Annotated in this window: 21 protein-coding genes and 1 riboswitch; of the genes, 7 read left to right on the forward strand and 14 right to left on the reverse strand. The window is 68.6% G+C overall.

Annotated elements, in window-relative coordinates; all coding sequences use genetic code 11:
• Positions 1-47: 47 nt before the first annotated feature.
• Positions 48-1160, reverse strand: coding sequence for a zinc-binding dehydrogenase (locus tag AC2ITM_RS18930; protein WP_486469978.1), 1113 nt, complete (start codon positions 1158-1160; stop codon positions 48-50).
• 715 nt (positions 1161-1875) lie between these two features.
• Between AC2ITM_RS18930 and AC2ITM_RS18935 the strand changes: the two genes are divergently transcribed.
• Complete coding sequence (locus tag AC2ITM_RS18935; protein ID WP_486469979.1) at positions 1876-2577, forward strand: helix-turn-helix transcriptional regulator; 702 nt, start codon at positions 1876-1878, stop codon at positions 2575-2577.
• Between the two features lie 132 nt (positions 2578-2709).
• Here AC2ITM_RS18935 and AC2ITM_RS18940 read toward each other — a convergent pair whose 3' ends face one another.
• The 4 genes from AC2ITM_RS18940 to AC2ITM_RS18955 form a co-directional block, all read right to left on the reverse strand.
• Positions 2710-3477, reverse strand: a complete 768-nt coding sequence (locus AC2ITM_RS18940; RefSeq protein WP_486469980.1) for an ABC transporter ATP-binding protein — start codon at positions 3475-3477, stop codon at positions 2710-2712.
• A complete protein-coding gene (locus AC2ITM_RS18945) occupies positions 3474-4505 on the reverse strand; it encodes a FecCD family ABC transporter permease (RefSeq protein ID WP_486469981.1) in 1032 nt (343 codons plus the stop codon). The genes AC2ITM_RS18940 and AC2ITM_RS18945 overlap by 4 nt, the downstream gene beginning before the upstream one ends.
• Positions 4502-5509, reverse strand: a complete 1008-nt coding sequence (locus AC2ITM_RS18950) for an ABC transporter substrate-binding protein (protein ID WP_486469982.1) — start codon at positions 5507-5509, stop codon at positions 4502-4504. The genes AC2ITM_RS18945 and AC2ITM_RS18950 overlap by 4 nt, the downstream gene beginning before the upstream one ends.
• A 94-nt stretch (positions 5510-5603) precedes the next feature.
• A riboswitch (cobalamin riboswitch) is annotated at positions 5604-5790 on the reverse strand.
• A 231-nt stretch (positions 5791-6021) separates the two neighbouring features.
• Positions 6022-7047 (reverse strand): GlxA family transcriptional regulator, encoded by a 1026-nt coding sequence (locus AC2ITM_RS18955; RefSeq protein ID WP_486469983.1) that lies wholly within the window; start codon positions 7045-7047, stop codon positions 6022-6024.
• Positions 7048-7546: 499 nt separating this feature from the next.
• Between AC2ITM_RS18955 and glyA the strand changes: the two genes are divergently transcribed.
• The gene (glyA, locus tag AC2ITM_RS18960) at positions 7547-8815 is read left to right on the forward strand and encodes a serine hydroxymethyltransferase (RefSeq protein ID WP_486469984.1); all 1269 of its coding nucleotides are present in this window, start codon (positions 7547-7549) and stop codon (positions 8813-8815) included.
• Positions 8815-10215 (forward strand): L-serine ammonia-lyase, encoded by a 1401-nt coding sequence (locus AC2ITM_RS18965; RefSeq protein ID WP_486469985.1) that lies wholly within the window; start codon positions 8815-8817, stop codon positions 10213-10215. The genes glyA and AC2ITM_RS18965 overlap by 1 nt, the downstream gene beginning before the upstream one ends.
• 72 nt (positions 10216-10287) lie before the next feature.
• Here the strand turns inward: AC2ITM_RS18965 and AC2ITM_RS18970 are convergent, their stop codons facing one another.
• From AC2ITM_RS18970 to AC2ITM_RS18990, 5 genes are all read right to left on the reverse strand, one after another.
• Positions 10288-11283, reverse strand: a complete 996-nt coding sequence (locus tag AC2ITM_RS18970) for a 4-hydroxyproline epimerase (protein WP_486469986.1) — start codon at positions 11281-11283, stop codon at positions 10288-10290.
• Positions 11284-11293: 10 nt separating this feature from the next.
• Complete coding sequence (locus AC2ITM_RS18975; protein ID WP_486469987.1) at positions 11294-12139, reverse strand: ABC transporter permease; 846 nt, start codon at positions 12137-12139, stop codon at positions 11294-11296.
• On the reverse strand, positions 12136-12978 hold the full coding sequence (locus AC2ITM_RS18980) for an ABC transporter permease (protein WP_486469988.1): 843 nt from the start codon (positions 12976-12978) through the stop codon (positions 12136-12138). Before AC2ITM_RS18980 ends, AC2ITM_RS18975 begins: the two co-directional genes overlap by 4 nt.
• Positions 12971-14041, reverse strand: a complete 1071-nt coding sequence (locus AC2ITM_RS18985) for a quaternary amine ABC transporter ATP-binding protein (RefSeq protein WP_486469989.1) — start codon at positions 14039-14041, stop codon at positions 12971-12973. Before AC2ITM_RS18985 ends, AC2ITM_RS18980 begins: the two co-directional genes overlap by 8 nt.
• 75 nt (positions 14042-14116) lie before the next feature.
• On the reverse strand, positions 14117-14968 hold the full coding sequence (locus tag AC2ITM_RS18990; protein ID WP_486469990.1) for a glycine betaine ABC transporter substrate-binding protein: 852 nt from the start codon (positions 14966-14968) through the stop codon (positions 14117-14119).
• A gap of 472 nt (positions 14969-15440) precedes the next feature.
• On the opposite strand from AC2ITM_RS18990, the gene AC2ITM_RS18995 reads away from it, so the two are divergent.
• The 4 genes from AC2ITM_RS18995 (at position 15441) to AC2ITM_RS19010 (ending at position 20387) form a co-directional block, all read left to right on the forward strand.
• The gene (locus AC2ITM_RS18995; RefSeq protein ID WP_486469991.1) at positions 15441-16358 is read left to right on the forward strand and encodes a dihydrodipicolinate synthase family protein; all 918 of its coding nucleotides are present in this window, start codon (positions 15441-15443) and stop codon (positions 16356-16358) included.
• A gap of 3 nt (positions 16359-16361) precedes the next feature.
• Positions 16362-17867 carry an aldehyde dehydrogenase gene (locus AC2ITM_RS19000; protein ID WP_486469992.1) on the forward strand — a complete coding sequence of 502 codons (1506 nt, stop codon included), beginning with the start codon at positions 16362-16364 and terminating at the stop codon, positions 17865-17867.
• Positions 17868-17919: 52 nt separating this feature from the next.
• Positions 17920-19266, forward strand: a complete 1347-nt coding sequence (locus tag AC2ITM_RS19005; protein WP_486469993.1) for an NAD(P)/FAD-dependent oxidoreductase — start codon at positions 17920-17922, stop codon at positions 19264-19266.
• Positions 19267-19406: 140 nt separating this feature from the next.
• Entirely contained in the window at positions 19407-20387 is a 981-nt protein-coding gene (locus tag AC2ITM_RS19010) for a LysR substrate-binding domain-containing protein (protein WP_486469994.1), read from the forward strand.
• Between the two features lie 763 nt (positions 20388-21150).
• On the opposite strand, the gene AC2ITM_RS19015 is transcribed toward AC2ITM_RS19010, so the two are convergent.
• The 4 genes from AC2ITM_RS19015 to AC2ITM_RS19030 form a co-directional block, all read right to left on the reverse strand.
• A complete protein-coding gene (locus AC2ITM_RS19015) occupies positions 21151-21882 on the reverse strand; it encodes a GntR family transcriptional regulator (protein WP_486469995.1) in 732 nt (243 codons plus the stop codon).
• Between the two features lie 75 nt (positions 21883-21957).
• Positions 21958-22716, reverse strand: coding sequence for an SDR family NAD(P)-dependent oxidoreductase (locus AC2ITM_RS19020; RefSeq protein ID WP_486469996.1), 759 nt, complete (start codon positions 22714-22716; stop codon positions 21958-21960).
• 11 nt (positions 22717-22727) lie between these two features.
• On the reverse strand, positions 22728-23480 hold the full coding sequence (locus tag AC2ITM_RS19025) for an SDR family NAD(P)-dependent oxidoreductase (RefSeq protein WP_486469997.1): 753 nt from the start codon (positions 23478-23480) through the stop codon (positions 22728-22730).
• Positions 23477-24499, reverse strand: a complete 1023-nt coding sequence (locus tag AC2ITM_RS19030) for a proline racemase family protein (protein ID WP_486469998.1) — start codon at positions 24497-24499, stop codon at positions 23477-23479. The genes AC2ITM_RS19025 and AC2ITM_RS19030 overlap by 4 nt, the downstream gene beginning before the upstream one ends.

Genomic DNA, 24499 nt, shown 5'->3' on the forward strand with positions numbered 1-24499 from the left:
CGAACCCCGGGACAGCAGGCGCAAAGGGGGCACTGCTGCGGCCGGGCTCAGGACCAGGGGGTGACCAGGTATTTCTCGCCGGTCTTCATGGCGCGGTAGTCGGTCACAGCCTCGCGGGTCAGCATTTCCTCCAGGTTGACCCGCGCCTTGTAGCTGCTGGCGAAGGTCGTGGTCAGGTTGTCCAGGACACGCTGGCGCATGCGGGCTACGGTCTCGGCACCGGCGGCTTGCAGGAAGGGGAACAGCAGCCAGCCCGACAGCGTCCAGCCAAAGCCGTAGCCCGGCGACAGGATCGTCGGACCGGTATCCAGGCGCCCATAGATGTACATGCGCTTCGGCTGGTTCGAGCCATAGCGGGAATATTCGCTCATCCGGCCGACGGCGACCTGTTCCATGGCCCGAAAGACCGTGTCGACCGTCTTGCCGCCGCCCACGGGATCAAAGCCGTAGAAGGCCCCGGTGGCCTCGATCGCCGCACAAAGCCGGGTCATGAAATCGGGATCCGAGGAATTCACCACATGGCGCGCCCCCAGCCCGGCCAGCAGCCGGGCCTGATCGTCCTTGCGCACGATGTTGACCAGACCGATGCCGTCCTCGTTGCAGATCCGGGTCAGCATCTGGCCAAGGTTCGAGGCCCCGACAGTATGCACGATGGCGTTCTGACCATCCCGCCGGGCGGTCTCGACGAAACCAAGGGCGGTCATCGGATTGACGAAGGCACTGGCGCCTTCCTCGGCGGTATGATCGCCCAGCGGCAGACACAGCGCGGCCTCGGCCAGGCAGTATTGACTGTAGGCGGATCCGGGCACGCAGCAGACGCGCTGCCCCATAAGCGCCCGCGCGGCCGCCCCTTCGCCCGTGGCCACGACGGTACCGGCGCCCTCGTTGCCGGCGGGCAGCTTCAGGCCGTGGCGCGCCTTGCCGGCGGTGTTGAAGGGTTCGGGCACAGTCGCGACGAACCGCCCGGCCGAGAAGCGGGCGGTCCCGAGATCCGCCGCCCCGACCAGAATGGCGAGGTCCGAGGGGTTGATCGGCGCTGCTTCCATCTTTACCAGGACCTGGTTGCCGGTCGGATCGGGCAGGGTCACGTCCTCGATCGCGACGGTCAGCGTGCCGTCCGCATCCAGTGTCGTGAACAGTTGCTTGCCGGTGGTTGCCATTGCGGCCTCTCCAAATTTCCGTTTCGCGCTGCAAGAATGGCCGGGGGGGTGCGGTGGCCGCCGTTTCGGGGCCGCGCCGCCGGGGTCCGCCCCGTTCCGCAGATGCTTGCCCGGCCAAGTCTAATGCAAGGCGTTGGGGTTGAACACCGGCCGCGGTGCGACCGCCTTCGGGGCGCCGGAATGACCGGCCCCTGCCAGCGAGCAAAGGCCGATCTGCCGCAACCACGACTGCGCCGAACGCCCCCCGAAGCCGGGCCGGCCGCCGCAGACTGCCTCAGATCAGCTGTCCCGGGACAGCACGGATTGGGTCCAGTAGGCCGTCTTCGGCGCGCGCCCCTGGCAGTCCTGCAGGCATGCCCGCGCCCTCCCGGGGCTGGCCATCTCCGGGGTAACAGGACCGGCTGACGGGAGGCGTTACGGTTGAGGGCACGCCTGGCTCCTCCCGGACGACACGCGGTGGGTCCGGCAAGGGGGGGGGCGGTCCCGGGCGGGCGGACCGGCCAGACGTCTTTCCCCGCCAATCCCGCCGGGCCCGGCATCAGCACCGGAGGCCAGAACAGGGCCGTCAGGCCCGCCCCCGGAACCGCCCGTCCTCATGCCGCCCAGGCGAGCGGGGCCATCGGCCGCCCGGCCCTCAGGGGCCCTCGACGCCAACGGCCGCCGCCTCTTGCAGGGCGTCCCTGCTGCCGTCATTCTGTCAGCAGGAGACCCCGCCATGCGCAGCACAGACCGCCTGTTCCAGATCATCCAGATCCTGCGCCGGACCGCGCGGCCGGTGACCGCCGCCGCCCTCGCGGCCGAGCTTGAGGTCTCGCGGCGCACCGTCTATCGCGACATCGCCCAGCTGATCGGCCAGCGCGTGCCGATCCAGGGCGAGGCCGGGCTGGGCTATGTGCTGGCCGATGACTATGAGATTCCGCCCCTGGCGCTGGCCCCGGACGAGGCCGAGGCACTGGCGCTCGGGGCGCAGTGGGTGGCGGGCCATCCCGACCAGGCGCTGGCGCGTCTGGCGCAGGATGCGCTGGCCAAGATCCGCCTGGCCCTGCCGCAGCCGCAGCGTTTCGTGCTGGAGCACCCGACGCTGGGCATTCGCCCCGACCGGGCCGGGGCGGCGCAGATGATCGATACGGCGCCCCTGCGCGCGGCCCTGCGCCGGGGCCGGGTGGTGCGCTTTGACTACCGCGCGGGGGACGGTGCGCACAGCCAGCGCTGCGTCTGGCCGATCCTGCTGGGCTATGACGATTGCCACTGCCTGCTGATCGGCTGGTGCGAGAGCCGCAACGCGATCCGGCATTTCCGAACCGAACGCATGTCCGGCCTGACCCTGCTGGACCGCAAGCCGCCCCGCCGCCGAAGCGATCTGTTGCGGGACTGGCAGGCGCTGCGCACCCGCGTCACGCCACCGGCCGCACCCTGACGGCTGTGCCCTGCTCAAATGGCGTCGGGTCACAAGGCCCCAGATCTCAAGGCCCCAGATCACAAGGCGCCGGATCACTGGGCGCCGGATCACTGAGCATCGCGCCCAAGGCCAGGATCTCTGGGCAACCGGTCACAGGGCATGCGAGAAATGCAGCGCGGGCCGGCCGTCGGGATCGGTGACGGTCCGGGCGCTGACGCCGAAATGCTGCCGCAGCGCGTCTTCGCTCAGCACTTCCCGGGGCGTTCCGATGGCCTGCAGGCGCCCGCCCGCCAACAGCGCCAGCCGGTCGCAGCCAAGCGCCTGGTTCAGATCGTGCAAGGCAATCACCCGGGTGATCGGCAGCCCCCGGATCAGCGCCATCAGCGACAGCTGGTGGCGGATATCGAGATGGTTCGTCGGCTCGTCCAGCAGCAGCACCTCGGGGGTCTGGGCCAGCGCCCGGGCGATCTGCACGCGCTGACGCTCGCCACCCGACAGGCTGTGCCACAGGCGCGCGGCCAGGGGCGTCATCTCGACCGCCTCCAAGGCGGCATCGACCCGGGCATCGTCCTCGGCGCCCCAGCCGCGCAACGCCGTCAGGAACGGCGTGCGGCCCAGCCCCACCGCGTCGCGCACGCTCAGCCGGTCGGTGGTGTCGGTCTGCTGCTCGACCAGGGCGATGCGCTGCGCCCGGGCCCGGGCCGCCATCCGGTCCAGCCGTTGATCGCCCAGCCACACGCCACCTGTGCGCGGCCTTAGCAGACCGGCCAGGCAGCGCAGCAGCGTCGATTTCCCCGCGCCATTCGGCCCGATCAGCCCCAGGCATTCGCCGGGCGCCACCGCCAACGAGACCTCGTGCAGCAGCCAGGCCCGGTGCACCCTGGCCGAGACGTCCCGGCAGCTTAGCCCCGGCGTCATCGCCGTGCCCCCCGGACCAGCAGCAGCGCGAAGGCCGGCGCCCCCACCAGCGCGGTGACCACGCCGATCGGCAGCACCTGGCCCGGCACGATGATCCGCGCAATCACATCCGCCAGCCCCAGGAACACCGCCCCCGCCAGCGCCGAGGCCGGCACCAGCCGCTGGTGGCGCGCCCCCACAACCAGGCGCATCGCATGGGGCACCACCAGCCCGACAAAGCCGATCGCGCCGACTTTCGACACCAGCACGCCCACCATCAGGGCGGTCGCGCAGATCAGCCCGCCGCGCAGCTTGCGGACCTCGATGCCCAGGGCGGCGGCGCTGTCGGTGCCGAAGGTGAAGGCATCCAAGCCGCGCCGGTGCCACAGGCACAGCGCCGTGCCCAGCCCCGAAACCGCCACCGCCCCCGGCACATCCGCCCATCTGACGCCCGACAGGCTGCCCATCAGCCAGAACAGGATGCCGCGGGCCTGCTCGGCACTGGCCGAACGCGCGATGACGAAGGCCGTCAGCGCGTTGAACATCTGGCTGCCCGCGATCCCCGCCAGGATGATCGCCGCCGCGGCCCGCCCTCCGCCGCTGCCGCCCTGTACCGCATGGGACAGCGCCACCACGCAGGCAAAGGCCGCCATCGCACCCGCCAGCGCCCCCGCCGACAGCGACACCGCCCCCGCCCCCAGGCCCGCCACGGTGACCAGCACCGCCCCGGTCGAGGCCCCGGCCGAAAGACCCATCAGATAGGGATCGGCCAGCGGATTGCGCAGCAGCGCCTGCAGCACCACCCCCGTCACCGCAAGGCCCGCGCCGCAGGCGGCCGCCAGGATCGCCCGCGGCAGGCGGTAGTTCCAGACGATGCCCGCATCGATCCGGTCAACCGCATGACCTGCATCCCACAGGTGATTGGCCAGCGTCTGCCAGACCGTGGCCAGCGGCAGCGGCGTCTCTCCGATGGCGGCGCCCGCCAGCACCGAGGCACCCAGCAGCAGGCCCCCCAGCAACCAGGGCAGCAACAGGGCCGCGCCCCTCATTCGAAGGACATCTGCGCCAGCGCCGTCGACAGCGCATCCAGCCCGTAGATCGTGCGCATTGTCGCGCTCATGGCATGGGCGTCCATCTCGACGATATGACCGGCCCGCACGGCGCGCATCTGCCGGGTGACCGGATCTTCGTGCAGGAACTTCAGCTTGGCGGCCACGTCGTCGGCCGGGTAGCGGCGACGGTCCATCGAGGCGATGACGATGATGTCGGGATCGGCGCGGGCGATGGTCTCCCAGCCGACGGTCGGCCATTCCTCGTCCGACTGCACGACATTGCGCAGGCCAAGCTGGCGCATCATGTAGCCCGGCGCCCCCAGACGGCCCGCCACATAGGGATCCTGCTGCAGCGCCGGAGACGAGAACCAGAACACCGCCGACAAGCCCTGCGGCAGATGCAGCGCCGCCGCGCGGGCCACGGCGGCGGCCTCGGTCGCCTGCAGCTGCGCCACCAGGCGATCGCCGGCGGGGGTGACGTCAAAGATCTCGGCCAGCTCGTGGATGCCCTTGTAGACCTGTTCCGGGGCGAAGGCGCCGGTGCGACGGCCGTCACCGCCGGCGGAATTGTCCTTGGTGTCGCAATCGGCGGGCAGGATGTAGGTGGCAATCCCCAGATCCGCAAACATCTGCCGGGTGCCGACACTGCCGTTGGGCCCGACATGCCATTCGTACTGCGCCGCCACCAGATCGGGCCGCCGGGCCACCACGCTTTCAAAGCTGGGATCGTTGTCGGCCAGCCGCGGGATCCTGGCATTCTCGGCCGCGAATTGCGGCAGCACCGGATTGAACCAGACCGAGGTGCCGCGCACATGTTGCGCCAGCCCCAGGGCATAGAGGATCTCGGTCGCCGACTGGCCGATGGTGACGACGCCCCGGGGCGGCGCATCGAAGGTGACATCGCGCCCGCAGTTGCGCAGGCTGAGCGGATAGGCCGTCTGCGCCGCCAGCGGCAGGGCCGAAGCCGCCAGGAGGATCCCCGCGGCAAGAAGCTGTTTCATCTGTTCATCCCGTCAGATGGGCCAGAGCGGGATGCCTGCGACGTTGCCGCCGTCGTCGAACGGCCAGCCCCGCTGCCGGAACACCCCGTCCGGACACGTTACCTTTGTGCCGGCAGGTCTCCTGACTGGCGCCTCACGGCCCGCCCTGCCTTCCCGGGAGGTCCCAGTGGCGTCTTGGACGGGCTCTTCGCCTACAGTTGCGGGGGCAGTTCCGTTTCCCGAAAGCCTCGGGGCGGATTCCCTGTTCGGTCCCGAAGGACACCGGCCGCCCCTTGTCGCAGCGGCCCCGGCAAAGGTCAACTCGGCAGCGCCCCTGCGGGCGGTCGCCAGGGGGGGGGGCTGCGTTCGCCAAAGCCCCAAGGCCCCTTCAGACCACCGGCGGGTCTGGCTGTGCGGGCCCCTCCCGGGCCGGTGGACTGCCCGCGCCCTGCCACGCGGCGACGCAGAGGCCATTGGCAGGCGCCGCCGGGGATGAAGCCGCAGGAGCGGGATGCAATGGCCCCTGCCCATCCTCAGGCCAGCGGTGCGGAGGGCTCGGGGGCAGGCGCCTGCGCCGGGCCGGGCTGGGTCCTTCGGTATTCGGCCGGGGTCATGCCGCGTTCGGCCTTCATGACCCGCGACAGATGCGGCGCATCGCAAAAGCCGCACCACACGGCGATTTCGTGGATCGACTTGTCGCTGGATCGCAACCGCACCAGGGCGCGTTCCAGGCGGATGTCGGTATAGACCTTCAGGGGACGCTGCCCGAGATCGGCCAGGAACCTGCGTGCCAGGGTGCGCCGCGACACGCCCAGATCACGAGCCAGGTCCTCGATGGATTGCGGCATCTCGATATTCTGCTGCATCCTGAGGACAGCGCGCTTGACCAGCGCATCCCGGGGCTTGCGGGGCAGCGACTGGCCGGGCTGTGGCCGCTCGGCGCCGAAGGCATCGTCGATCATCAGGATGTTCAGGCTTTTGACCGCAGCGGAATGGCCGATGTGGCGATTGACCAGGAAGGCCGCCAGATGCGCCGCACCATGGCCGCCCGAACAGGTCAGCCGGTCGCGGTCGATCACAAAGATCTGGTCGGCGATCGGCACCTCGCTGTCGAACCGGTCCAGGAAATCCTGGTGATGGAACCAGCTGACGCAGCAGCGGTAGCCGGCCAGCAGCCCTTCCTGCTGCAGGATGAACACCCCGGTGCACAGGCCTATGATCGGCACCTTGCGGGCCATGTCACGCAGATAGGCCAGGCAGGCCCCGCTGAGCGAGGCACGCTGGCTCATCACGCCGCCGACCACCACCAGATAGTCGTACTGGCCGGCATCGCGCAGCCGCCGGTCGGGCTGGATCTTGACCCCGCAGGATGCACGGACATGGTCCATGCTGTCCGACAGCACCGCCCAGTCGCACAGGATGGGGCGGGACTTGTCGGCCTCGTCGGCGGCCAGCCGCAGCACATCGACGAAATTCGCAAAGGCCGAAAGCGTGAAGTTGTCGGCCAGCAGGAACGCCACGCGCAGGCGACGGCGCGGTGCCGGTGCCGGGCTAGCCATGCCGGACCTGTGGACGCCGGTCAGGTCCCGAATATCCCCCAGGGCAGAGCCTATCAGACAAAAGCATAAGGTTATCCATTTGCGCGCAACTCCTGTCCTTTATCCGGGCCGGAACCCGTCCCGCCGGCCGCCAAACCTTGCCCCCACAGGGCGTGAATTCTGGCAATGCACATGATGCCACTGCTACCGCTATGGCAAGAAGATATTCTTATTGCGCCCCTTTCATCCTAAAGACCGCCTTGGCGCAGGCAAAGAGGCGCCCCACCCCGGGCGCGGCGCATCGCGGATCCGACGCCAGATGGCTGCCGCACCCAATGTATAATTAAAACATTATCCAAAGGCGCTCAAAAATCTTCATCCCGCCGGGCCCCTGTCCGAAATCTGCAAGACCCGGGGCAGGAACATCCATGCCGCACCAGCGCACTCTGGCTACAGCTGGGCGACAGTCTTTTATCACCGCCCCGCCCCCAGAATTGACCTGACCTGAGAAGGATTTCCCATGTTCGAACGACGTCCCAAATCCGACATCTCGGACCCCGTGATCGCCGCCGCGATGGCCGAGGAGCTGGCGCGCCAGCAAGGCCAGATCGAACTGATCGCCTCTGAAAACATCGTCTCGGCCGACGTGCTGGCGGCGCAGGGTTCGGTGCTGACGAACAAATATGCCGAAGGCTATCCCGGCAAGCGCTACTATGGTGGCTGCGCCCATGTCGATACCGTCGAACAGGTGGCCATCGACCGGCTGAAGCAGCTGTTCGGCGCGGGTTTTGCCAATGTGCAGCCGCATTCGGGGGCCCAGGCCAACCAGGCGGTGTTCCTGGCCCTGCTGCAGCCGGGGGACCGGATCATGGGCATGTCGCTGGCCCATGGCGGACACCTGACCCATGGCTCGCCTGTCACCATGTCGGGCAAATGGTTCGATGTCGTCTCCTACGAGGTCGACGCCGAAACCCAGCGGATCGACATGGAGCAGGTCCGTGCCCTGGCAGTGAAGACCAGGCCCAAACTGATCGTCGCCGGCGCCTCGGCCTATCCGCGCGTCATCGACTTTGCCGCCTTCCGCGCCATTGCGGACGAGGTCGGCGCCTATCTGATGGTCGACATGGCCCATTACGCCGGGCTGATCGCCGGCGGGCAATATCCGAACCCGGTGCCGCATGCCCATGTGGTCACTTCGACCACCCACAAGACCCTGCGTGGCCCGCGGGGCGGCATCATCCTGACCAATGACGAGGCGCTGGCGAAAAAGCTGAACTCGGCCGTGTTTCCCGGCAACCAGGGCGGGCCGCTGATGCATGTGATCGCCGCCAAGGCCGTGGCCTTCGGCGAGGCCCAGGATCCCGCCTTCGCCCGCTATGCCGAACAGGTCGTCAGCAATGCCCGCGCGCTGGCCGACGTGCTGATGCTGGGCGGTCTGGGTATCGTCTCGGGCGGCACCGACTGCCACATGGTGCTGGTCGATCTGCAGCCCAGGGGCGTGACCGGCAAGGCCGCCGAACAGGCGCTGGAACGCGCCGGGCTGACCTGCAACAAGAACGCCATCCCGAACGATCCGCAAAAGCCCTTCATCACCTCGGGTGTGCGCCTTGGGACATCGGCCGGGACCACCCGCGGCTTTGCCGAGGCCGAATTCGAACGCATCGGCCACCTGATCCTGCGGGTCATCGACGCGCTGGCCGACACCCCCGAGGGCAACCCCGAGGTCGAGGCCCGGGTCCGCGCAGAGGTCCGCGCCCTCTGCGACGCCTTCCCGATCTACGGCGCCTGATGTTCCTGTCGGTTTTCGAGATCTTCAAGATCGGCATCGGGCCCTCGTCATCGCACACGATGGGTCCGATGCTGGCGGCCGCGCGTTTCCTGCAGGATCTGCGCGGCGGTGTGGAAAAGATCCCCGGCGCCGGGGATCTGCATCGCCTGCGGGTGCGGCTGCATGGCTCTCTGGCGTTCACCGGCAAGGGCCATGCGACCGATCGGGCGGTGATCCTGGGCCTGTGCGGGCTAAGGCCCGACACGCTGGATCCAGATCAGGCCGAGGCGCTGGAGGCACAGGTCCGGCGCGACGGGCTGGTGCACCCCAAGGGGCTGGGGCCCCTGCGCTTTGCCCCGGACCACGACCTGGTCTTCGACTGGGGCCCGGCGCTGCCCGGCCATGCCAACGGGCTGGTGTTCACCGCTCATGACGCCGCCGGCCATCTGTGGCACCGCGAGACCTACTATTCGGTGGGCGGCGGCTTTGTTCTGACCGCGGCCGAGCTTGCGGCCCGGACCGCAGCCCCCTCCGAGGCCCAGGACGGTTCCACCGTCCCCTTTCCCTTCGCCACGGCAGCCCAGATGCTGGCGATGGGCGCGCGCACAGGCTACAGCATCGCCCGGATGAAGCGCCTGAACGAGGCCAGGCTGCATGGCGCGGGGCTGGATGCGCGGCTGGATGCCATCTTGCAGGCGATGGACGATTGCATAGACCGGGGCCTGGCGCGCGACGGCATCCTGCCGGGCGGGCTGCAGGTGCGCCGCCGGGCGCGGGCGATCCATCAGGCGCTGCTGCACGAACGCGGCCTGAACCAGGCGCAGCCGCACCAGGCCAATGACTGGATGAGCGTCTATGCCATGGCGGTGAACGAGGAAAACGCCGCCGGTGGCCGGGTCGTCACCTCGCCCACCAATGGCGCGGCGGGGGTTTTGCCTGCGGTGTTGCGCTATTACCGGGACCATTGCCTGGGGGCCACGTCCCAGGGCGCCCGCGACCTGCTGCTGGTCGCCGGCGCGATCGGCGGGCTGATCAAGCACAATGCCTCGATCTCGGGCGCCGAGGTCGGCTGCCAGGGCGAGGTCGGATCGGCCGCCGCGATGGCCGCCGCCGGGCTCTGCGCGGCTCTGGGCGGCAGCAATGCCCAGGTCGAGAACGCCGCCGAGATCGCCCTGGAACATCACCTGGGGCTGACCTGCGATCCCGCTGCGGGCCTGGTGCAGGTCCCCTGCATCGAGCGCAACGCCCTGGGCGCGATCAAGGCGGTTTCGGCGGCCTCGCTGGCGCTGCGCGGCGATGGTCAGCATGTCATGCCGCTCGACAATTGCATCCGGGTGATGCTGCAGACCGGGCAGGACATGGATTTGAAGTACAAGGAAACCTCGACGGGGGGCATCGCGGTCAACCTGCCGGAATGCTGAACCCCAAGGGGACAAAGACGGACCCGCGGCGCCTTCGGTGCCGCGGGTCTTCATGCGCCGCAGGGCCTGCGGTCATTGCAGCAAAAAGCCCTCTTTCAGCGGGTCGTCATCCGAGATGAAGATCGTGTTGTGACCGGTGATGCGCGCCCAGGCCCCCAGGCTGGGGCGGATCGCGGCATAGGGGCCGACCTGCTCCAGCCCCTCGATGCGGCCCTCGAAGACGGTGCCGATGGGGCTTTCGTTGCGATAGCTGTCGCCCGGCGCCAGACGGCCCCGCCCGAAAAGCTGCGCCATCCGGGCCGATGTGCCCGTCCCCCCCGGCGAGCGGTCAATCGCCTGGTCGCCATAGAACACCGCGCCCCGGCCATCCGCTGCCCCCTTTGGCGCACCGTCGCACCAGATCACGTGATGCACCCCGCGGATCCGCGGATCCTCCGGGTGCACCGGATCGATCACATCCGCCAGCGCCCGCCGCAGCGCCTGGCTGAGGCGCACGACCTCGCGCATCGGCATGTCCAGGCCGGGCCAGCCCGGCTGGGGTTCGACCACGGCATAGAAATTGCCGCCAAAGGCGATGTCGACGCTGAGCGCCCCCAGCCCCGGCAGTTCGACCGCCACGTCACGGGCGTGCAGGTAGCTGGCGACATTGTGCAGCCGCACCGCGCTGACCCGGTCGCCCTGCAGTTCGTAGGTGACATCGACACGCCCGGCCGGAGCCTCGATGGCCAGCCGGCCGGGGATGCGCGGCACCACCAGCCCCTCCTCGATCAGCACCGTCGCCAGGCCGATGGTGCCTGCGCCACACATCGGCAGGCAGCCGCTGACCTCGATGAAGACGACGGCCACGTCGCAATCGGCGCGGTGCGGCGGGTAGAACAGCGCCCCCGACATGGCATCATGGCCGCGCGGCTCGAACATCAGGGCGCGGCGCAGGGCATCGTGATCGCGTTCAAACAGGGCGCGGCGCTCGGCTGCGGGCAGATGCGGCAGCAGCGGGGCCCCGCCCGCGACCACCCGGACCGGGTTGCCGCAGGCATGGCTGTCGATGCAGAAGACAGTCTTTCTCATGGCAGGGTCCTTACCCGGTTTCGCGAAGGCGCGGCGCCAGCGCCTTGCGGGACAGCCGGTCCAGCAGCAGCGCCACCGCCACGATGGCCAGGCCCGCCCGCAGGCCCAGGCCCATTTCCATCCGCGTCAGGCCCCGCGTCACCTCGGCGCCAAGGCCCCCCGCCCCCACCAGCCCCGCCAGCACCACCATCGCCAGCGACAGCAGGATGCACTGGTTCAGCCCGACCAGCAGCGTCGGGGTGGCGGCGGGGATCTCGATCCGCCACAGGATGGTGCGCGGCCTGGCACCGATCGCCGCCCCCAGCTCCTTCAGATCGGCGGGAACCTGGCGGAAGGCCAGCGTCGTCAGCCGCAGCATCGGCGGAATGCCATAGATGATCGTGGCCAGCAGCGCCGGCACCTGCCCGAGCGAGAACAGCATCACCGCCGGGATCAGATAGACCCAGGGCGGCACCGTCTGCATGATATCGAGGACAGGCCGCAGCGCCGCCTCCAGGCGCGGCCGGCGCGCCGCCAGCACCCCCAGCGGGAAGGCCACCAGCACCGAAACCGCCACCGACACCCCGACCAGCGTGATGGTCTGCAACGTCTGCTGCCACAGGCCCATGCCCCAGGCAAAGCCCAGGCAGCCCAGCACCAGCAGCGCCAGCCGCCAGCCCAGGCTGAACAGCACCAGCGCCCCCGCCACGGCCAGCAGCACCGGGGCGGGCGGCAGCACCAGCGCCGCCTGGATCCCGTTCAGACCGGTCTCGATCCCGGTCGAGATCAGCGCGAACAGGCCGTGCCAGTGGTCGTTCAGCCAGTCGATGCCCGGCGTCACCCAGGCCCCCGGCGAAATCTGGAACTGTCCCGTCATTCCTGCGTCCCTTTCCGGGCAAGGCCCTGGGTGATCCGGTCAAGGGTCATCGTCAGGATGACGATGGCCAGGGCGGCATTGACCGAAGTGGTGATGTCGAGGGTCCGGATCGCCTCGTAGATGGTCTGCCCCAGCCCGCCCGATCCGACGATGCCAGCGATCACCACCATGCCGAAGGCCATCATCAGCCCCTGGTTCAGCCCCACCATCATCGAGGCCAGCGCGAAGGGCAGCCGGATCTTCAGGAACATCTGCACCGGCCCGATGCCGCTGGCATGGCCCAGTTCCAGATAGGCCGGCGGCGTGGTGCGGATGCCAAGCGCCACCAGCCGGATCATCGGCGGCACTGCGACGATGATCGTCGCCGCCAGGGCCGTCGCCTGGCCATAGCCCAACAGCGCGATGGCGGGCAGCAGGTAGATGTAGGGCGGCATCGTCTGCACCAGGTCCAGCACCGGCTCGAACAGCTGCTGCAAGCGGCCCAGATAGCCCGCCAGCACCCCCAGCGGCAACGACACCAGCACCGCCGCCGCCGTGGCCGAGACCACCAGCGCCAGCGTCTGCATCGTCTCGGTCCAAAGGCCCATGCCCTGGCACAGCCCCAGTCCCAGCACGATCAGCCCGCCGCCCCGGCGGCTGACCAGGCGCCAGCCCAGCCCCCCGGCCAGCAGCGCGATGACCCAGAAGGGTGGCGCAGTCAGCCCCCAGAAGATCGCCGCATAAACGCCATCCAAAGCCGTCCGCAGACCGTCGAACAGCCAGGCGGCATGATCCGACAGCCAGAACAGCGCATCATCGACGGTCCGGTCGAAGGCCCCGACAAAGCCCGCCTCAGCCATGGGCGGCCTCCGCCGGAACATCGCGGACGCCCCGCAGGATGTCGCGCAGCGTGATCACGCCCAGGATCCGGCCATTTTCGACGACGGCCAGCGCCCCCTCGGCGCTGGCGGTGGCGCGTCCGATCAGCGTGTCGATATCGTCTTCGGGGGCGGTCTGCGGCAGCTGCGCGGGATCGCCCGGATAGGCCTCGGGCGGGGTCATGATCGACCGCGCCCGGATCAGGTGCAGCTTCGAGATCCCGGCCACGAAATCGGCCACATAGCCATCGGCGGGGTTCAGGATGATCTCTTCGGCGGTGCCGGTCTGGATGATCGCGCCATCCTTCATGATCGCGATACGGTCGCCGATGCGGATCGCCTCGTCCAGGTCATGGGTGATGAACACCGCCGATTTTCCCAGCTCTTTGGTCAGGGCGCGGAATTCATCCTGCAGCTGGCGGCGGATCAGCGGATCCAGCGCCGAGAAGGGTTCGTCCATCAGGATGATCTCGGGGTCCGAGGTCAGCGCCCGCGCCAGCCCGACCCGCTGCTGCATCCCCCCCGAGAGCTGGCCGGGAAAGCGGCCCTCCCATTCCGACAGCCCCACCTTGGCCAGCGCGGCGCGCGCCGCCTGCAGCCGCTTCGCACGGGGCACGCCCTGGACCTCCAGTCCGAAGGCGGTGTTTTCCAGCACGGTGCGGTGCGGCAGCAGCGCCACCGACTGGAACACCATGCCGATATGGCGCGCGCGGACCTCGCGCAGGCGGCGCGGATCCAGCCCCGAGATATCCTCGCCCTTGATCTTCACGGTGCCCAGGCTGGGGTCGATCAGCCGGTTCAGCATCCGGATCAGCGTCGACTTGCCCGAGCCCGACAGCCCCATGATGCAGAAGATCTCTCCGCGCATCACCGTCAGGTTGGCGTCCAGCACGCCCAGCACGCAGTTGTGCTCGGCCAGGACCTGGGCCTTGGTGGCGCCCTGTTCGCGCACCGCGCGGATCGCCGCCTGCTCGCGCTTGCCGAACACCTTCCAAAGCGAGCGGCACTCGATCAGGACGTCGGAAGGGCGGATCTGTTCTGTCATATCGCTTGCCTCACCTGTGGACAAAAAGCTGAAACGCCGCCACCCGGGGGAACCGGGGGCGGCGCCCTGGGACGGTCAGTCCTTGGTGTTTTCCCAGCGGGTGATCAGATCGGCATGGGCCTTGGCCCAGTCCCCGACCGCCTGTTCCATGGTCTGGCCCTGGGCGACGGCGCCGTTCAGCGCGTTGATGTCCGCCAATGGCAGATAGACCGAGGCGATGGCCTCGCGGGCCTTCGGATTGGCCGCCGAGAAGCCCGCCTTGGCAATCCAGTAATAGGTCTGCGGCGGCGGGAAGATGCCCTTCGGATCGGCCAGCCACTTGGTATCAAAGGCCTGAGCCATCCAGGAGGGCTCCCACATGGCCACCGCGATCCATTCCTTGCGCTCGACCGCCGATTTCAGCGCTGCCGCCATCGCCGCGGTCGAGCCCTCGACCAGCTTCAGCTTCAGCCCATAGGCGTCAACGGCCTTTTCGGCATCGCTCATCAGGCCCGATCCGGGCTCGATCCCGATGATCTTGCCGCCGAACTTGTCGGCATTGGCATTCAGCTCTTCCATCGAGTTGATGGTCACGTAGCTGGGCACGGCAATCGCCTGGTACAGCCCGTGCGACACCGACGAGACCTTCTCGAGGCGGCTTTTGTAGCGGTCCCAGTAATCCTGCGCGGCATAGTTGACCTGGCTGGCCATCAGCTGCACGTCGCCGCGCGCCAGCGCCGCATAGGCGATGCCCCAATCCGAGAACGCGGTCACGTGGACGGTAAAGCCCTCGTCCTCGAGCACCTTCTTGGTGATCAGCGTGATCGGCGTCAGGTCCTCCCAGGACATGGTGCCCATCTCGATCGTCTTGGTGTCCTGCGCCAGAACGGGCGCGGCAGTGCCCAGGGCCAGCGCCATGGCGCAAAGCGTGCGGAACAGTTTCTTCATGCGAAGGTCTCCCTGTTGATATCGCTGGTCCGCCCGGCGCCACCGGTCCACGCCGAACGGCTGCGCCCGGCCCTGGGATCCACCTTTTTGAATAAGGTTTTTATTTTGTCAGATCCCTGCATCCACGTCGAAAAGGCGCCGCAGGACAGTCCATAACAGATGGTGTTACGGCCAAATCATCCCGCCATCATGTACAAAAGTGCCAATTCTGAGGGATGAAGTGGACATTCCTGCCATGTCCAGCCGAAAGATGCCCTTTCCGGCCCAGAGGTGCCTTTGGGATTGAACACGCAAGTATCATAAGTTTTTCATTATGCCAATTTCCTTGAAATCCTCGTTTGCCGGCGCAGCGGCGGCGGTGCCACAGTTTTCCCGTCCACTTCGGCCCGCCTGACGGGGCCCGCCCGACCTCGCCCCCGGACCCGGGTCCGGGGACACCGATTTGCACCCGAACCCGCTGGGAAACACCACGATGACATTCCGAATGACGCTGGAAGGCATCTACACGCCTCTGGTCACACCGCTGAAAGACGATGGCGCGCTGGATTACGACAGCCTGGCCGTCCTGATCGAGCACCTGATTGCCTGCGGCGTCCACGGGCTGATCAGCGGCGGCTCGACCGGCGAGAACTATGCCCAGACGGTCGAGGAACGCCTGGCCCTGGCACGTTTCACCGTCCAGCAGGTCGACGGCCGCCTGCCCGTCATCGTCGGCACCGGCGCCATGCGCACCCCCGACAGCCTGGCACTGGCCGCCGGCGCCCGCGACATCGGCGCCGATGCGCTGCTGCTGGGCACGCCGCCCTATTCCATGCCGACCGAGCACGAGAACGCACTGAACGCCCTCGCCATCGACCGCGCCGCCGACCTGCCGATCATCCTTTACAACTACCCCGACCGCATGGGCGTCAGCATGGGGGCGGAATTCCTCGACCGGGTTGGCCGCTCGCGCAATATCATCGGCATCAAGGAAAGCTCGGGCGACATCAACCGGCTGCATCTGCTGGCACGGGACTATCCGCATATCCAGCTGTCCTGCGGCATGGATGACCAGGCGCTGGAATTCTTCGCCTGGGGCGCGCGCAGCTGGATCTGCGCGGGCTCGAACTTCCTGCCCGAGGAACATGTCTTCCTGTATCAGACCTGCGTGCAGAAGGGCGATTTCGCCACCGGCCGGCGGATCATGTCGGCGATGATGCCGCTGATGCGGGTGCTGGAACAGGGCGGCAAGTTCGTCCCGGCGGTGAAATACGTAACCACCGCCCAGGTCGTGCCCACCGGGCCGATGCGCCCGCCGCTGCGCAGCCTCAACATCGACGAGTCACGCCAGCTCGATCAGGTCATCCGCGTGCTGAAGACCACCATCGCAGACATCAAGGCAGGAAACTGAGCCATGACCGACCTTCTGACCCAGGGCGAATATGCCGCGCTGGCCCGCGCGCTCGAGATGCCCGGCAATGCCTTCATCGACGGCCATTTCCGGCCCGCCGCCTCGGGCGCGACCTTTGACACCGTCAACCCCGCCACCGGCGCCGTGCTGGGCCAGGTGGCGGCCTGTGGCCCCGAGGATGTCGACCTGGCCGTGTCGCGCGCCCGCGATGCCTTCGAGGATGGCCGCTGGTCGCGTCTGGCGCCGGGGGAACGCAAGCAGGTGCTGCTGCAGCTGGCCCGGCTGCTGGAACGGCACGCCAATGAGTTCGCGGTGCTGGAATCCGTCGATTCCGGCAAGCCGATCTATGATTGCGTCACCGTCGACATTCCCGAGACCATCCATTGCCTGCGCTGGCACGCCGAGCTGATCGACAAGATCTACGACCAGGTCGCCCCGGCCAGCGACAGCCATGTCGCGATGATCCTGCGCGAACCGGTGGGCGTCGTGGGCCTGGTGCTGCCCTGGAACTTTCCGCTGCTGATGCTGGCCTGGAAGATCGGCCCGGCGCTGGCCGCCGGCTGCTCGGTGGTGGTCAAGCCCGCCGCCGAGACCTCTCTGACGGCGCTGAAGCTGGCCGAGCTGGCGATCGAGGCAGGCCTGCCGGCGGGGGTGCTGAACGTGGTCACCGGTTCCGGCACCGAGGTCGGCGAACCGCTGGGCCGCCATCCCGATGTCGATGCCGTATCCTTCACCGGCTCGACCGTCACCGGGCGCCGCTTTCTGCATTATTCCGCCGACAGCAACCTGAAGGAAGTCGTGCTGGAGATGGGCGGCAAGAACCCCTGCATCGTGCTGGATGATGCCGAGAACCTGGACGCGGTCGCCGCCCATGTCGTCAACGGCGCCTTCTGGAACATGGGCGAGAACTGCTCGGCCGCGTCGCGGCTGATCGTGCAGTCCGGCATCAAGGCGCGGCTGATCGAGAAGATCACCGCCCATGCCCGGGAATGGAACCTGGGCGACCCGCTGGACCCTTCGGTGCGGATCGGCGCGCTGGTTTCCAAGGCGCATTACGACAAGGTGGCGGGCTATCTGGACCGGCTGGGCGCGGGCCAGGTGCTGTTCGGCGGCACCACGACCGGCACCCATGTCGCCCCGACCCTGGTCGAGGTGCCCGGCAATGACCATCCGCTGGCCCGCGAGGAGATCTTTGGCCCGATCCTGACCCTGATCGAGGTCGGCAGCTTCGAAGAGGCGATCCGCACGGCCAATGACACCGATTACGGGCTGGCGGCCTCGATCTTCACCGCCAATGCCCGGCGCGCGATCCGCGGCGCCCGGATGATCCGCGCCGGCACCGTCACCGTCAACAGCTTCGGCGAGGGCGATATCTCGACCCCCTTCGGCGGCTACCGGCAATCGGGTTTCGGCGGCCGTGACAACGGCATCCACGCCCATGATCAGTACACCCAGCTCAAGACCATCTGGGTTGACCTGACCGATACCGATCAGGACCGGATCGACTGATCTTCCCCGGGCCCGCCGCCCTGGCGGGCCCTGTCTCCCTTCCGAGGTCCCCATGCCCACAACCTACCGCGCCCGCAGGCTTCCCCGCCTGTCTGGCCCAGCCGCCTGGGATGCGATCCTGCCGCCCCGCGTGGCACAGCCGGCGCTTGATCGCCGGATCGTCGCCGATATCTGCATCGTCGGCGGCGGCTTTGCCGGGCTTTCGGCAGCCCGTCGCCTGCTGGAACTGGACCCGCAGCTGCGCATCGCGCTGCTGGAGGCGGGCCAGATCGCCCAAGGGTCGGCCGGGCGCAACTCGGGCTTCATGATCGACCTCCCGCACGAGCTGACCTCGCATGACTATGCGGGCGCCGCCGGTGAAACCGACCGCCAGCTGATCGCGCTGAACCGCCACGCCATCGCCTTTGCCGCCGAAGCGGTGCAGGACTATGCCATCCCCGAGGGCTATTTCCGCCGCGACGGCAAGGTCAACGGCGCCGTCAGCGCCCATGCCGAGGCCGCCAACCGCAGCTACGCCACCCATCTGGACGGGCTGGGCGAGGCGCACCAGATGCTGGATGCACAGGAGATGCATGCGCTGACGGGCTCTCGGCACTACCGCTCGGGGCTGTTCACCCCCGGCACCGTGATGCTGCAGCCCGCGGGCTACATCCGGGGCCTGGCGCGCGGGCTGGCACCGCGGCTGCAGATCTTCGAGGGCACGCCGGTGACGGCGCTGATCCGGCTGGCCCAGGGTTGGAGCCTAAGATGCCCGCAGGGCCAGGTCGATGCCGGCGCGGTGATCCTGGCCACCAATGGCCATCTGGAAAGCTTCGGCTTCGCCGCCGGGCGGCTGATGCAGATCTTCCTCTTTGCCACCATGACCCGGGAACTGTCGCCCGATGACATGGCCCGGCTGGGCGGAGCCCCCTGCTGGGGCGTCACCCCGTCGGACCCGCTGGGCACGACGATGCGGCGGATCTCGGGCGCGCAGGGCGGCAACCGGATCATCACCCGCACCATGACCAAGCTGCTGCCCGGGATGACCACCACCCCCGCCCACATGGCTCGCGCCACGGCGATGATGCGCGAAAAATTCGACACCCGCTTTCCCGCCCTGAAGGGCATGCCCATGGCCCATGCCTGGTCCGGCCACCTGTGCCTGACCCGGAATTCGGTTTCGGTCACCGGCCGGATCGACGCGGATCTTTATGCCGCCTGCGTGCAGAACGGGCTGGGCACCGCGCGCGGCACGCTGACCGGCATCGCCGCCGCCGAGACGGTGCTTGGCCACAGCAGCGACATCACCCGTTTCTTTTCCGCCCAGCCCGCCCCGCCCCGGCTGCCACCGGCGCCGCTGGCCCGGCTGGGGGCGGATCTGCTGCTGCGCTGGAAGGAATGGAAGGCCCGCGACGAATGACCGGCGCCCATCAGCCCGGGCTTTTGCACCGGGCGGCCGCGCTCTGCCCAGACACCTGAAGCAGCAGGCATTCCCGGCCATCTTGCCAAAGGGGCATCAGTCACAGATTATGACCTATCGCTCTGATCTGGATGGTTCCCATGGCCAAGACCTCTCCCACCACCGCCTCGCAGCGCAAGCATCTGCCGCCGCTCGGGGCGCTGGCCACCTTCGAGGTCGCCGCCAAGCACCTGTCGTTCACCCTGGCCGGAGCCGAGCTGAACGTCACCCAGGCCGCCATCAGCCAGCAGATCCGGGCGCTGGAAAAGGCGCTCGATTGCCGGCTGTTCCTGCGCAAGCACAATGCGCTGGAACTGACCGCCGAGGGCCGCACCCTGCACGAGGCGGTGACCCAGGGCCTGGACCGGCTGTCGGATGCGGTGCGCCACATCGGCCAGCGGGCCGAACGCGACAGCATCACCATCGCGGGCACCTATGCGGGCATCGCCCATTACATCAAGCCGCTGGTCAACCGCTTTGCCCAAAAGGCCCCCGAAGTGCGCTTTACCCTGCTGGCCTCGGACGAGAACTTTGGCCTGCACGACTTTGGCGAGGTCGACCTGGCGGTCCTGTGCGGCAACGAGCGCTCGGAAATCGGTCACCAGGTGGTGCACATGTTTCCCGAGGTGGTCGACCCGGTCTGCACCCCCGCCTTCCTGGAGCGTCACGGCCCCTTCGAAACCCCGGCCGATCTGGCCCGCGTCCCGATCCTGGAACTGCACCGCCTGCACTGGAGCTCTCAGGCGATCGACTGGTATCCGCTGACCTGGGCCGACTGGTTCCGCCGCCATGCCCCGGGCCTGACGCCGCCGCGGCCGCATTTCGTGACCAACAGCTACGTCACGCTGCTGCAGGCGGCGCTGGATGGCGAGGGGATCACCCTGGGCTGGCGCCATCATGTCCAGACCGATCTGCAGGCCGGGCGGCTGGTGCGGATTCTGGACCACCCGCTGGGCTCTCAGCGGTCGTATTTCCTCAAGATCAACCCCGGGGCCCGTGACAATCCCCATGTCGCGGGCTTTGTCGATTTCCTGCTGAAAGACATTGCCGACACCCCGGACCTGAGCGCCGTGCAGGTCTGAGCCCCGGGGCAGATGGCCCCCGGCGCCACCAAGGGGCGCGCGTCCCCGCAACGCGGCAGGCCACCCACCGCAAGGATCGCCCGGGACGCAAAGGCACACCCGCATGCGACAGCCCCCGCACGGATCCGCCGGGCCGGATGGGCACCACCGAAACGCGCGGACGGGGGGCGGAACCGGCGCGAAAGGCCTGGAACATCCCATGCGCAGCACCGTGGCCGCGATCCCATGGCCGCCAAAGGGCGCAAGCGCAGGTCCGGGGGCGAACCGGGACGGTTCCGGCGCCCTCGGGCCCGAGGCTGCAAGAAGGCCATGCCCGGCTGCATGGGCTGGCCAGACCGTCCCTTCGCGCCAGGCAGACCCCGGACGCCTGTCCGGGCCCCGGATCGCAAAGCCCCCCTGGACGGATCGCCACCGGCCCGCGCCACCTGCTGGCCGGTCGGATCCAGCGACAGGATCGCATTGAACCGGCCCCACCAAAGCTGTCGCACAAGGAAATACAGGTCGCGCCTGCCCTCGCCGGTTCACCATGCGGCGCCCGGCGGGCCGTGACCTTGCCGGCGGCGGTGCCCGGTGTGCCCCTTGCGCGACGGCAAGGGCGGGTGCGGACCGGGGTACCACCGATGCGCCGCGTCCCGCGAAAGGCCGCATCCGGCGCGCCCCTTGCGGGACGGCACGGGCAGGGTCAGACCGGGGTACCACCGATGCACCGCGCCCCGCGAAAGGCCGCATCCGGCGCGCGCCTTGCGGGACGGCGCGGGCAGGGTCAGACCGGGGCGCCGCCGATGGGCTTGATGTCGAAATCGAAATCCTCGTCGTAGCGGGCCGAAAGGAAGGCCATGAAGCGATCATGGAACTGCCGGGTATGGGCATGGGCCAGAAGGTCCGCCTGCTCGACATCGCGGGACCGGATCGCCGCGATCATGTCATGATGGTCCGCCGACAAGAGCCGATCCCTGTTCGAGGTCTGCAAAAAGTCGAAATGCATGTGCAGGATGCGGCGGCCCTGGTCCAGCAACTGGCCATAGGCCTCGGCCAGATAGGGATTGCCACCGCTGCGGGCGATCGCCAGGTGAAAATCACGGTTCAGCGCCGACATCTCGAGGTAGTCAAGCGCCCGGCAGGCTGCGTCGAAGGCATGGGCCAGCTTTTCCATGCGATCCAGATCCGCCTCGGAGCGGTTCCTGGCCGCCAGGCGGGTGTTGATCCGCTGCAGGTAATCAAGCGCCTCGACATAGCGGGGAAACCCCTCAAGGTCGATCGGCGCCACCAGCGTCGAGCGGTTCGACAACATCACCACCAGATGCTCGGACGACAGCCGCACGATGGCCTCGCGGATCGGCGAGCGCGACATCGCGAAACGGTTCGACAGCGCGGTCTCGTCCAGAGGCGCACCCGGCGGCAGCTCCAGCGACAGGATTTCCCGTTTCAGCGTCTCGTAGACGAATTTCGCGCCGCGTCCTTTTGCGGGGCGCTCCACCTCTGCCATGTCGGTCATGCCGCTCCTGTCCTTGCTGGGCCTGCTGCCGGTATAATCGACCGCCCGCAGGAGTTCCACTCTGGCCGGACCCCGTCAGGCCACGGCCTGGGCCCCGGTGATCTCGACCACCGAACCGCACAGATATGCCGCTTCCTGCGAGGCGAGGAAGGCCACCAGCGCCGCGATCTCCTCCGGCTCGCCGATGCGGCCATAGGGCACCAATGCGTTCAGATCCGCCAGGCTGCGCCCGCTGCGCGCCAGGTTGCTTTCCAGCATCGGCGTGCGAACCTCGCCCGGGGCCACGGCATTGACGCGGATCCGGTCGGGGGCATAATCGCGCGCCAGGTTCTGGGTAAAGGCCACCACGGCCGCCTTGGTCGTGTTGTAGGCGATATGGCCCGGCGCCGGGTGCAGCCCCCATTGCGAGGCGGTGTTGACGATGGCGCCACCGCCCTGCCCCTGCATCACCGGAACCACCGCCTGGCACATGTGGAAAAGCGCATCGACATTGACCCGGAACGACAGCAGCCAATCCTCGGCTGACAGCTCCATCAGCGGACCGCGCCGCATCAGCCCGGCGTTGTTGCACAGCACGTCGATGCGCCGGCCACGCGCCACCAGCCCCTGCACGAAGGCCGCAATCGCAGCGCCGTCGGTCAGGTCCACCGCATGGCTTTCCGCCAGCGCGCCCCCGGAGCGCAAGTCTGCCGCCAGTGCCTGGCCCGCCGCATCGTTCATGTCGACGATATGCACCACCGCCCCCTCGGCCGCAAAACGCCGGCAGATCGCCGCGCCAATGCCGCCTGCGCCACCGGTGACGATCACGCCCCGGTCTTCAAATCGCTTCTGCATGCCCTGCATTCCTATCTGAGGTAACTTCCACCGTTGACATCCAGCACCGCCCCGTTCAGCGAACGCTGCCCCGGCGACAGCGCAAAGGCCACCAGTTCGCCCACTTCCTGCGGCTCGGCCATGGCGCCGATGGGGATCCCCGCCAGCGCCGCCGCCGCACCATGTTCGGCGATGAAGGCTTCGGCCATCTCGGTGCGCACCCAGCCGGGGGCAATGGCCACCGACACGATCCCCTCGGAGCCGAAGCTTTGCGCCACGGATTTCGTCAGGTTGATCAGCGCCGCCTTCGAGGCCCCGTAGGCCATGGCATCGGCCGCATAGCCGCGCTGGCCCGCCCGGCTGGCCATGTTGACGATCCGCCCGCCACCCCGGCCGCGGAAATGGCCGATGGCCGCGCGGGTCAGATCGACAGCGGCGGTAAAGTTCACCTGCATCTCTCGCGCCCAGTAGCGTTGCCAGTCCTCCAGCGGCGCATCGACCGAGACCTGGCTGCGGATACCGGCATTGTTGACCAGCGCCGAGATCCCCCCGGCCCGCGCCAATGCCCGGTCCCACAGATCCTGCGGCCCCTCGGGTCGCGACAGGTCGCCCTGAATGGCAAAGGATCCGCCACCGATGCGCCCGGCCAGCGCCTGCGCCGCGGCCTCGTTGCGGCCGTAATGCAGCACGACGCGGCCCCCCTGCGCCGCCAGCGCGCCTGCAATGGCGGCACCGATGGCACCGGTCGCGCCGGTCAGCAGCACCGTCTGATCCTGCAGGCTCATGCGGTGTCTCCCCAGGTGTCCGACAGGGTAAAGCCCTCGGGGAAGGGATCGCCCGGGTCCAGACCGATTTGCGTCATTGCGTAGATCCAGCACTGCCCCGAGATCCGGGCGCGCGTCGCGGTCAGCTCCCCGACCCTGGTCGTGCCGAGGAATTCCGAGGCGAACTCTCCTCCGATGATCGAGCGCGAGGTCACGACGTCGCCCGGCGCCACCTCGTGCAGGGCGAAGCGCCGCGCCATCGTCGCATTCGAACCCGTCCCGCAGGGCGAGCGGTCGGCGCGGCCCGGCGGCAGCGTGGTGCAGGTGCGCACCGCGCCGTCCGGGTCCCGGTCATAAAACATCACATAGGCCACGCCCTGGATTGCGGGGATCTCGGGATGCACCGCCGTTTCCTGCGCCGCGATCAGGTCCCGCAGCCTCACCCCCGCCGCAGCCAGGGCACGGGCGTTCCGTGGCGCGATCGTCAGCCCGGTCTGGCGCACGTCGACCAGCGCATAGAACACCCCGCCGAAACAGATGTCATAGCGCATCAGCCGGCCGTCTGGCGCCGTCACGACGCCGTCGCTGCGCATCACGAAGGCAGGCGGCATGTCCAGAGACACCCGCACCACCTTGCCATTGCGGCACTCGGCGCGGGCGCACACCAGCCCTGCGGCCGTATCCAGCACCACGTCGGTCTCCGGCTCCTGCATCGGCTTCATGCCGGTTTCCAGCAGCGCCGTCACCGCGCACATCGCGTTCGATCCTGACATCGCATGGGCCTGGTCGGGCTGCAGAACGATCATCCCCACATCCGCCTCGGGGCGGGTGGCCGGCTGCAGCAGCACGAAGGACCCCGCCGGCCCCGAGCGCGGCTCGGAGCACAGGAAGCGGCGCAGGGCATCGTGACCGCTGTTCAGGTGCTGCAGCCGCTCGGCCATGGTCGCGCCCGGCAGGGGCAGCACCCCGCCGGTGATCACGCGGCCGATCTCGCCCGCGCAGTGAACGTCGACGCTTTGCAGGGTTCGGGTCCAGCGCAT

The sequence above is a fragment of the Pseudooceanicola sp. NS-SX9 genome (genome assembly GCF_057380705.1).

What these genes read in the sequence shown, in the direction of transcription:
- AC2ITM_RS18945 (WP_486469981.1), bottom strand. Translation starts at nt 4,505, where the DNA reads ATGAGGGGCGCGGCCCTGTTGCTGCCCTGGTTGCTGGGGGGCCTGCTG.
- AC2ITM_RS18995 (WP_486469991.1), top strand. Translation starts at nt 15,441, where the DNA reads ATGACATTCCGAATGACGCTGGAAGGCATCTACACGCCTCTGGTCACA.
- AC2ITM_RS19005 (WP_486469993.1), top strand. Translation starts at nt 17,920, where the DNA reads ATGCCCACAACCTACCGCGCCCGCAGGCTTCCCCGCCTGTCTGGCCCA.
- AC2ITM_RS19030 (WP_486469998.1), bottom strand. Translation starts at nt 24,499, where the DNA reads ATGCGCTGGACCCGAACCCTGCAAAGCGTCGACGTTCACTGCGCGGGC.
- AC2ITM_RS18970 (WP_486469986.1), bottom strand. Translation starts at nt 11,283, where the DNA reads ATGAGAAAGACTGTCTTCTGCATCGACAGCCATGCCTGCGGCAACCCG.
- AC2ITM_RS19020 (WP_486469996.1), bottom strand. Translation starts at nt 22,716, where the DNA reads ATGCAGAAGCGATTTGAAGACCGGGGCGTGATCGTCACCGGTGGCGCA.
- AC2ITM_RS18950 (WP_486469982.1), bottom strand. Translation starts at nt 5,509, where the DNA reads ATGAAACAGCTTCTTGCCGCGGGGATCCTCCTGGCGGCTTCGGCCCTG.
- AC2ITM_RS18930 (WP_486469978.1), bottom strand. Translation starts at nt 1,160, where the DNA reads ATGGCAACCACCGGCAAGCAACTGTTCACGACACTGGATGCGGACGGC.
- AC2ITM_RS18990 (WP_486469990.1), bottom strand. Translation starts at nt 14,968, where the DNA reads ATGAAGAAACTGTTCCGCACGCTTTGCGCCATGGCGCTGGCCCTGGGC.
- AC2ITM_RS18975 (WP_486469987.1), bottom strand. Translation starts at nt 12,139, where the DNA reads ATGACGGGACAGTTCCAGATTTCGCCGGGGGCCTGGGTGACGCCGGGC.
- AC2ITM_RS18965 (WP_486469985.1), top strand. Translation starts at nt 8,815, where the DNA reads ATGTTCCTGTCGGTTTTCGAGATCTTCAAGATCGGCATCGGGCCCTCG.
- AC2ITM_RS19000 (WP_486469992.1), top strand. Translation starts at nt 16,362, where the DNA reads ATGACCGACCTTCTGACCCAGGGCGAATATGCCGCGCTGGCCCGCGCG.
- AC2ITM_RS18940 (WP_486469980.1), bottom strand. Translation starts at nt 3,477, where the DNA reads ATGACGCCGGGGCTAAGCTGCCGGGACGTCTCGGCCAGGGTGCACCGG.
- AC2ITM_RS18980 (WP_486469988.1), bottom strand. Translation starts at nt 12,978, where the DNA reads ATGGCTGAGGCGGGCTTTGTCGGGGCCTTCGACCGGACCGTCGATGAT.
- AC2ITM_RS19015 (WP_486469995.1), bottom strand. Translation starts at nt 21,882, where the DNA reads ATGACCGACATGGCAGAGGTGGAGCGCCCCGCAAAAGGACGCGGCGCG.
- glyA (WP_486469984.1), top strand. Translation starts at nt 7,547, where the DNA reads ATGTTCGAACGACGTCCCAAATCCGACATCTCGGACCCCGTGATCGCC.
- AC2ITM_RS18935 (WP_486469979.1), top strand. Translation starts at nt 1,876, where the DNA reads ATGCGCAGCACAGACCGCCTGTTCCAGATCATCCAGATCCTGCGCCGG.
- AC2ITM_RS18955 (WP_486469983.1), bottom strand. Translation starts at nt 7,047, where the DNA reads ATGGCTAGCCCGGCACCGGCACCGCGCCGTCGCCTGCGCGTGGCGTTC.
- AC2ITM_RS18985 (WP_486469989.1), bottom strand. Translation starts at nt 14,041, where the DNA reads ATGACAGAACAGATCCGCCCTTCCGACGTCCTGATCGAGTGCCGCTCG.
- AC2ITM_RS19025 (WP_486469997.1), bottom strand. Translation starts at nt 23,480, where the DNA reads ATGAGCCTGCAGGATCAGACGGTGCTGCTGACCGGCGCGACCGGTGCC.
- AC2ITM_RS19010 (WP_486469994.1), top strand. Translation starts at nt 19,407, where the DNA reads ATGGCCAAGACCTCTCCCACCACCGCCTCGCAGCGCAAGCATCTGCCG.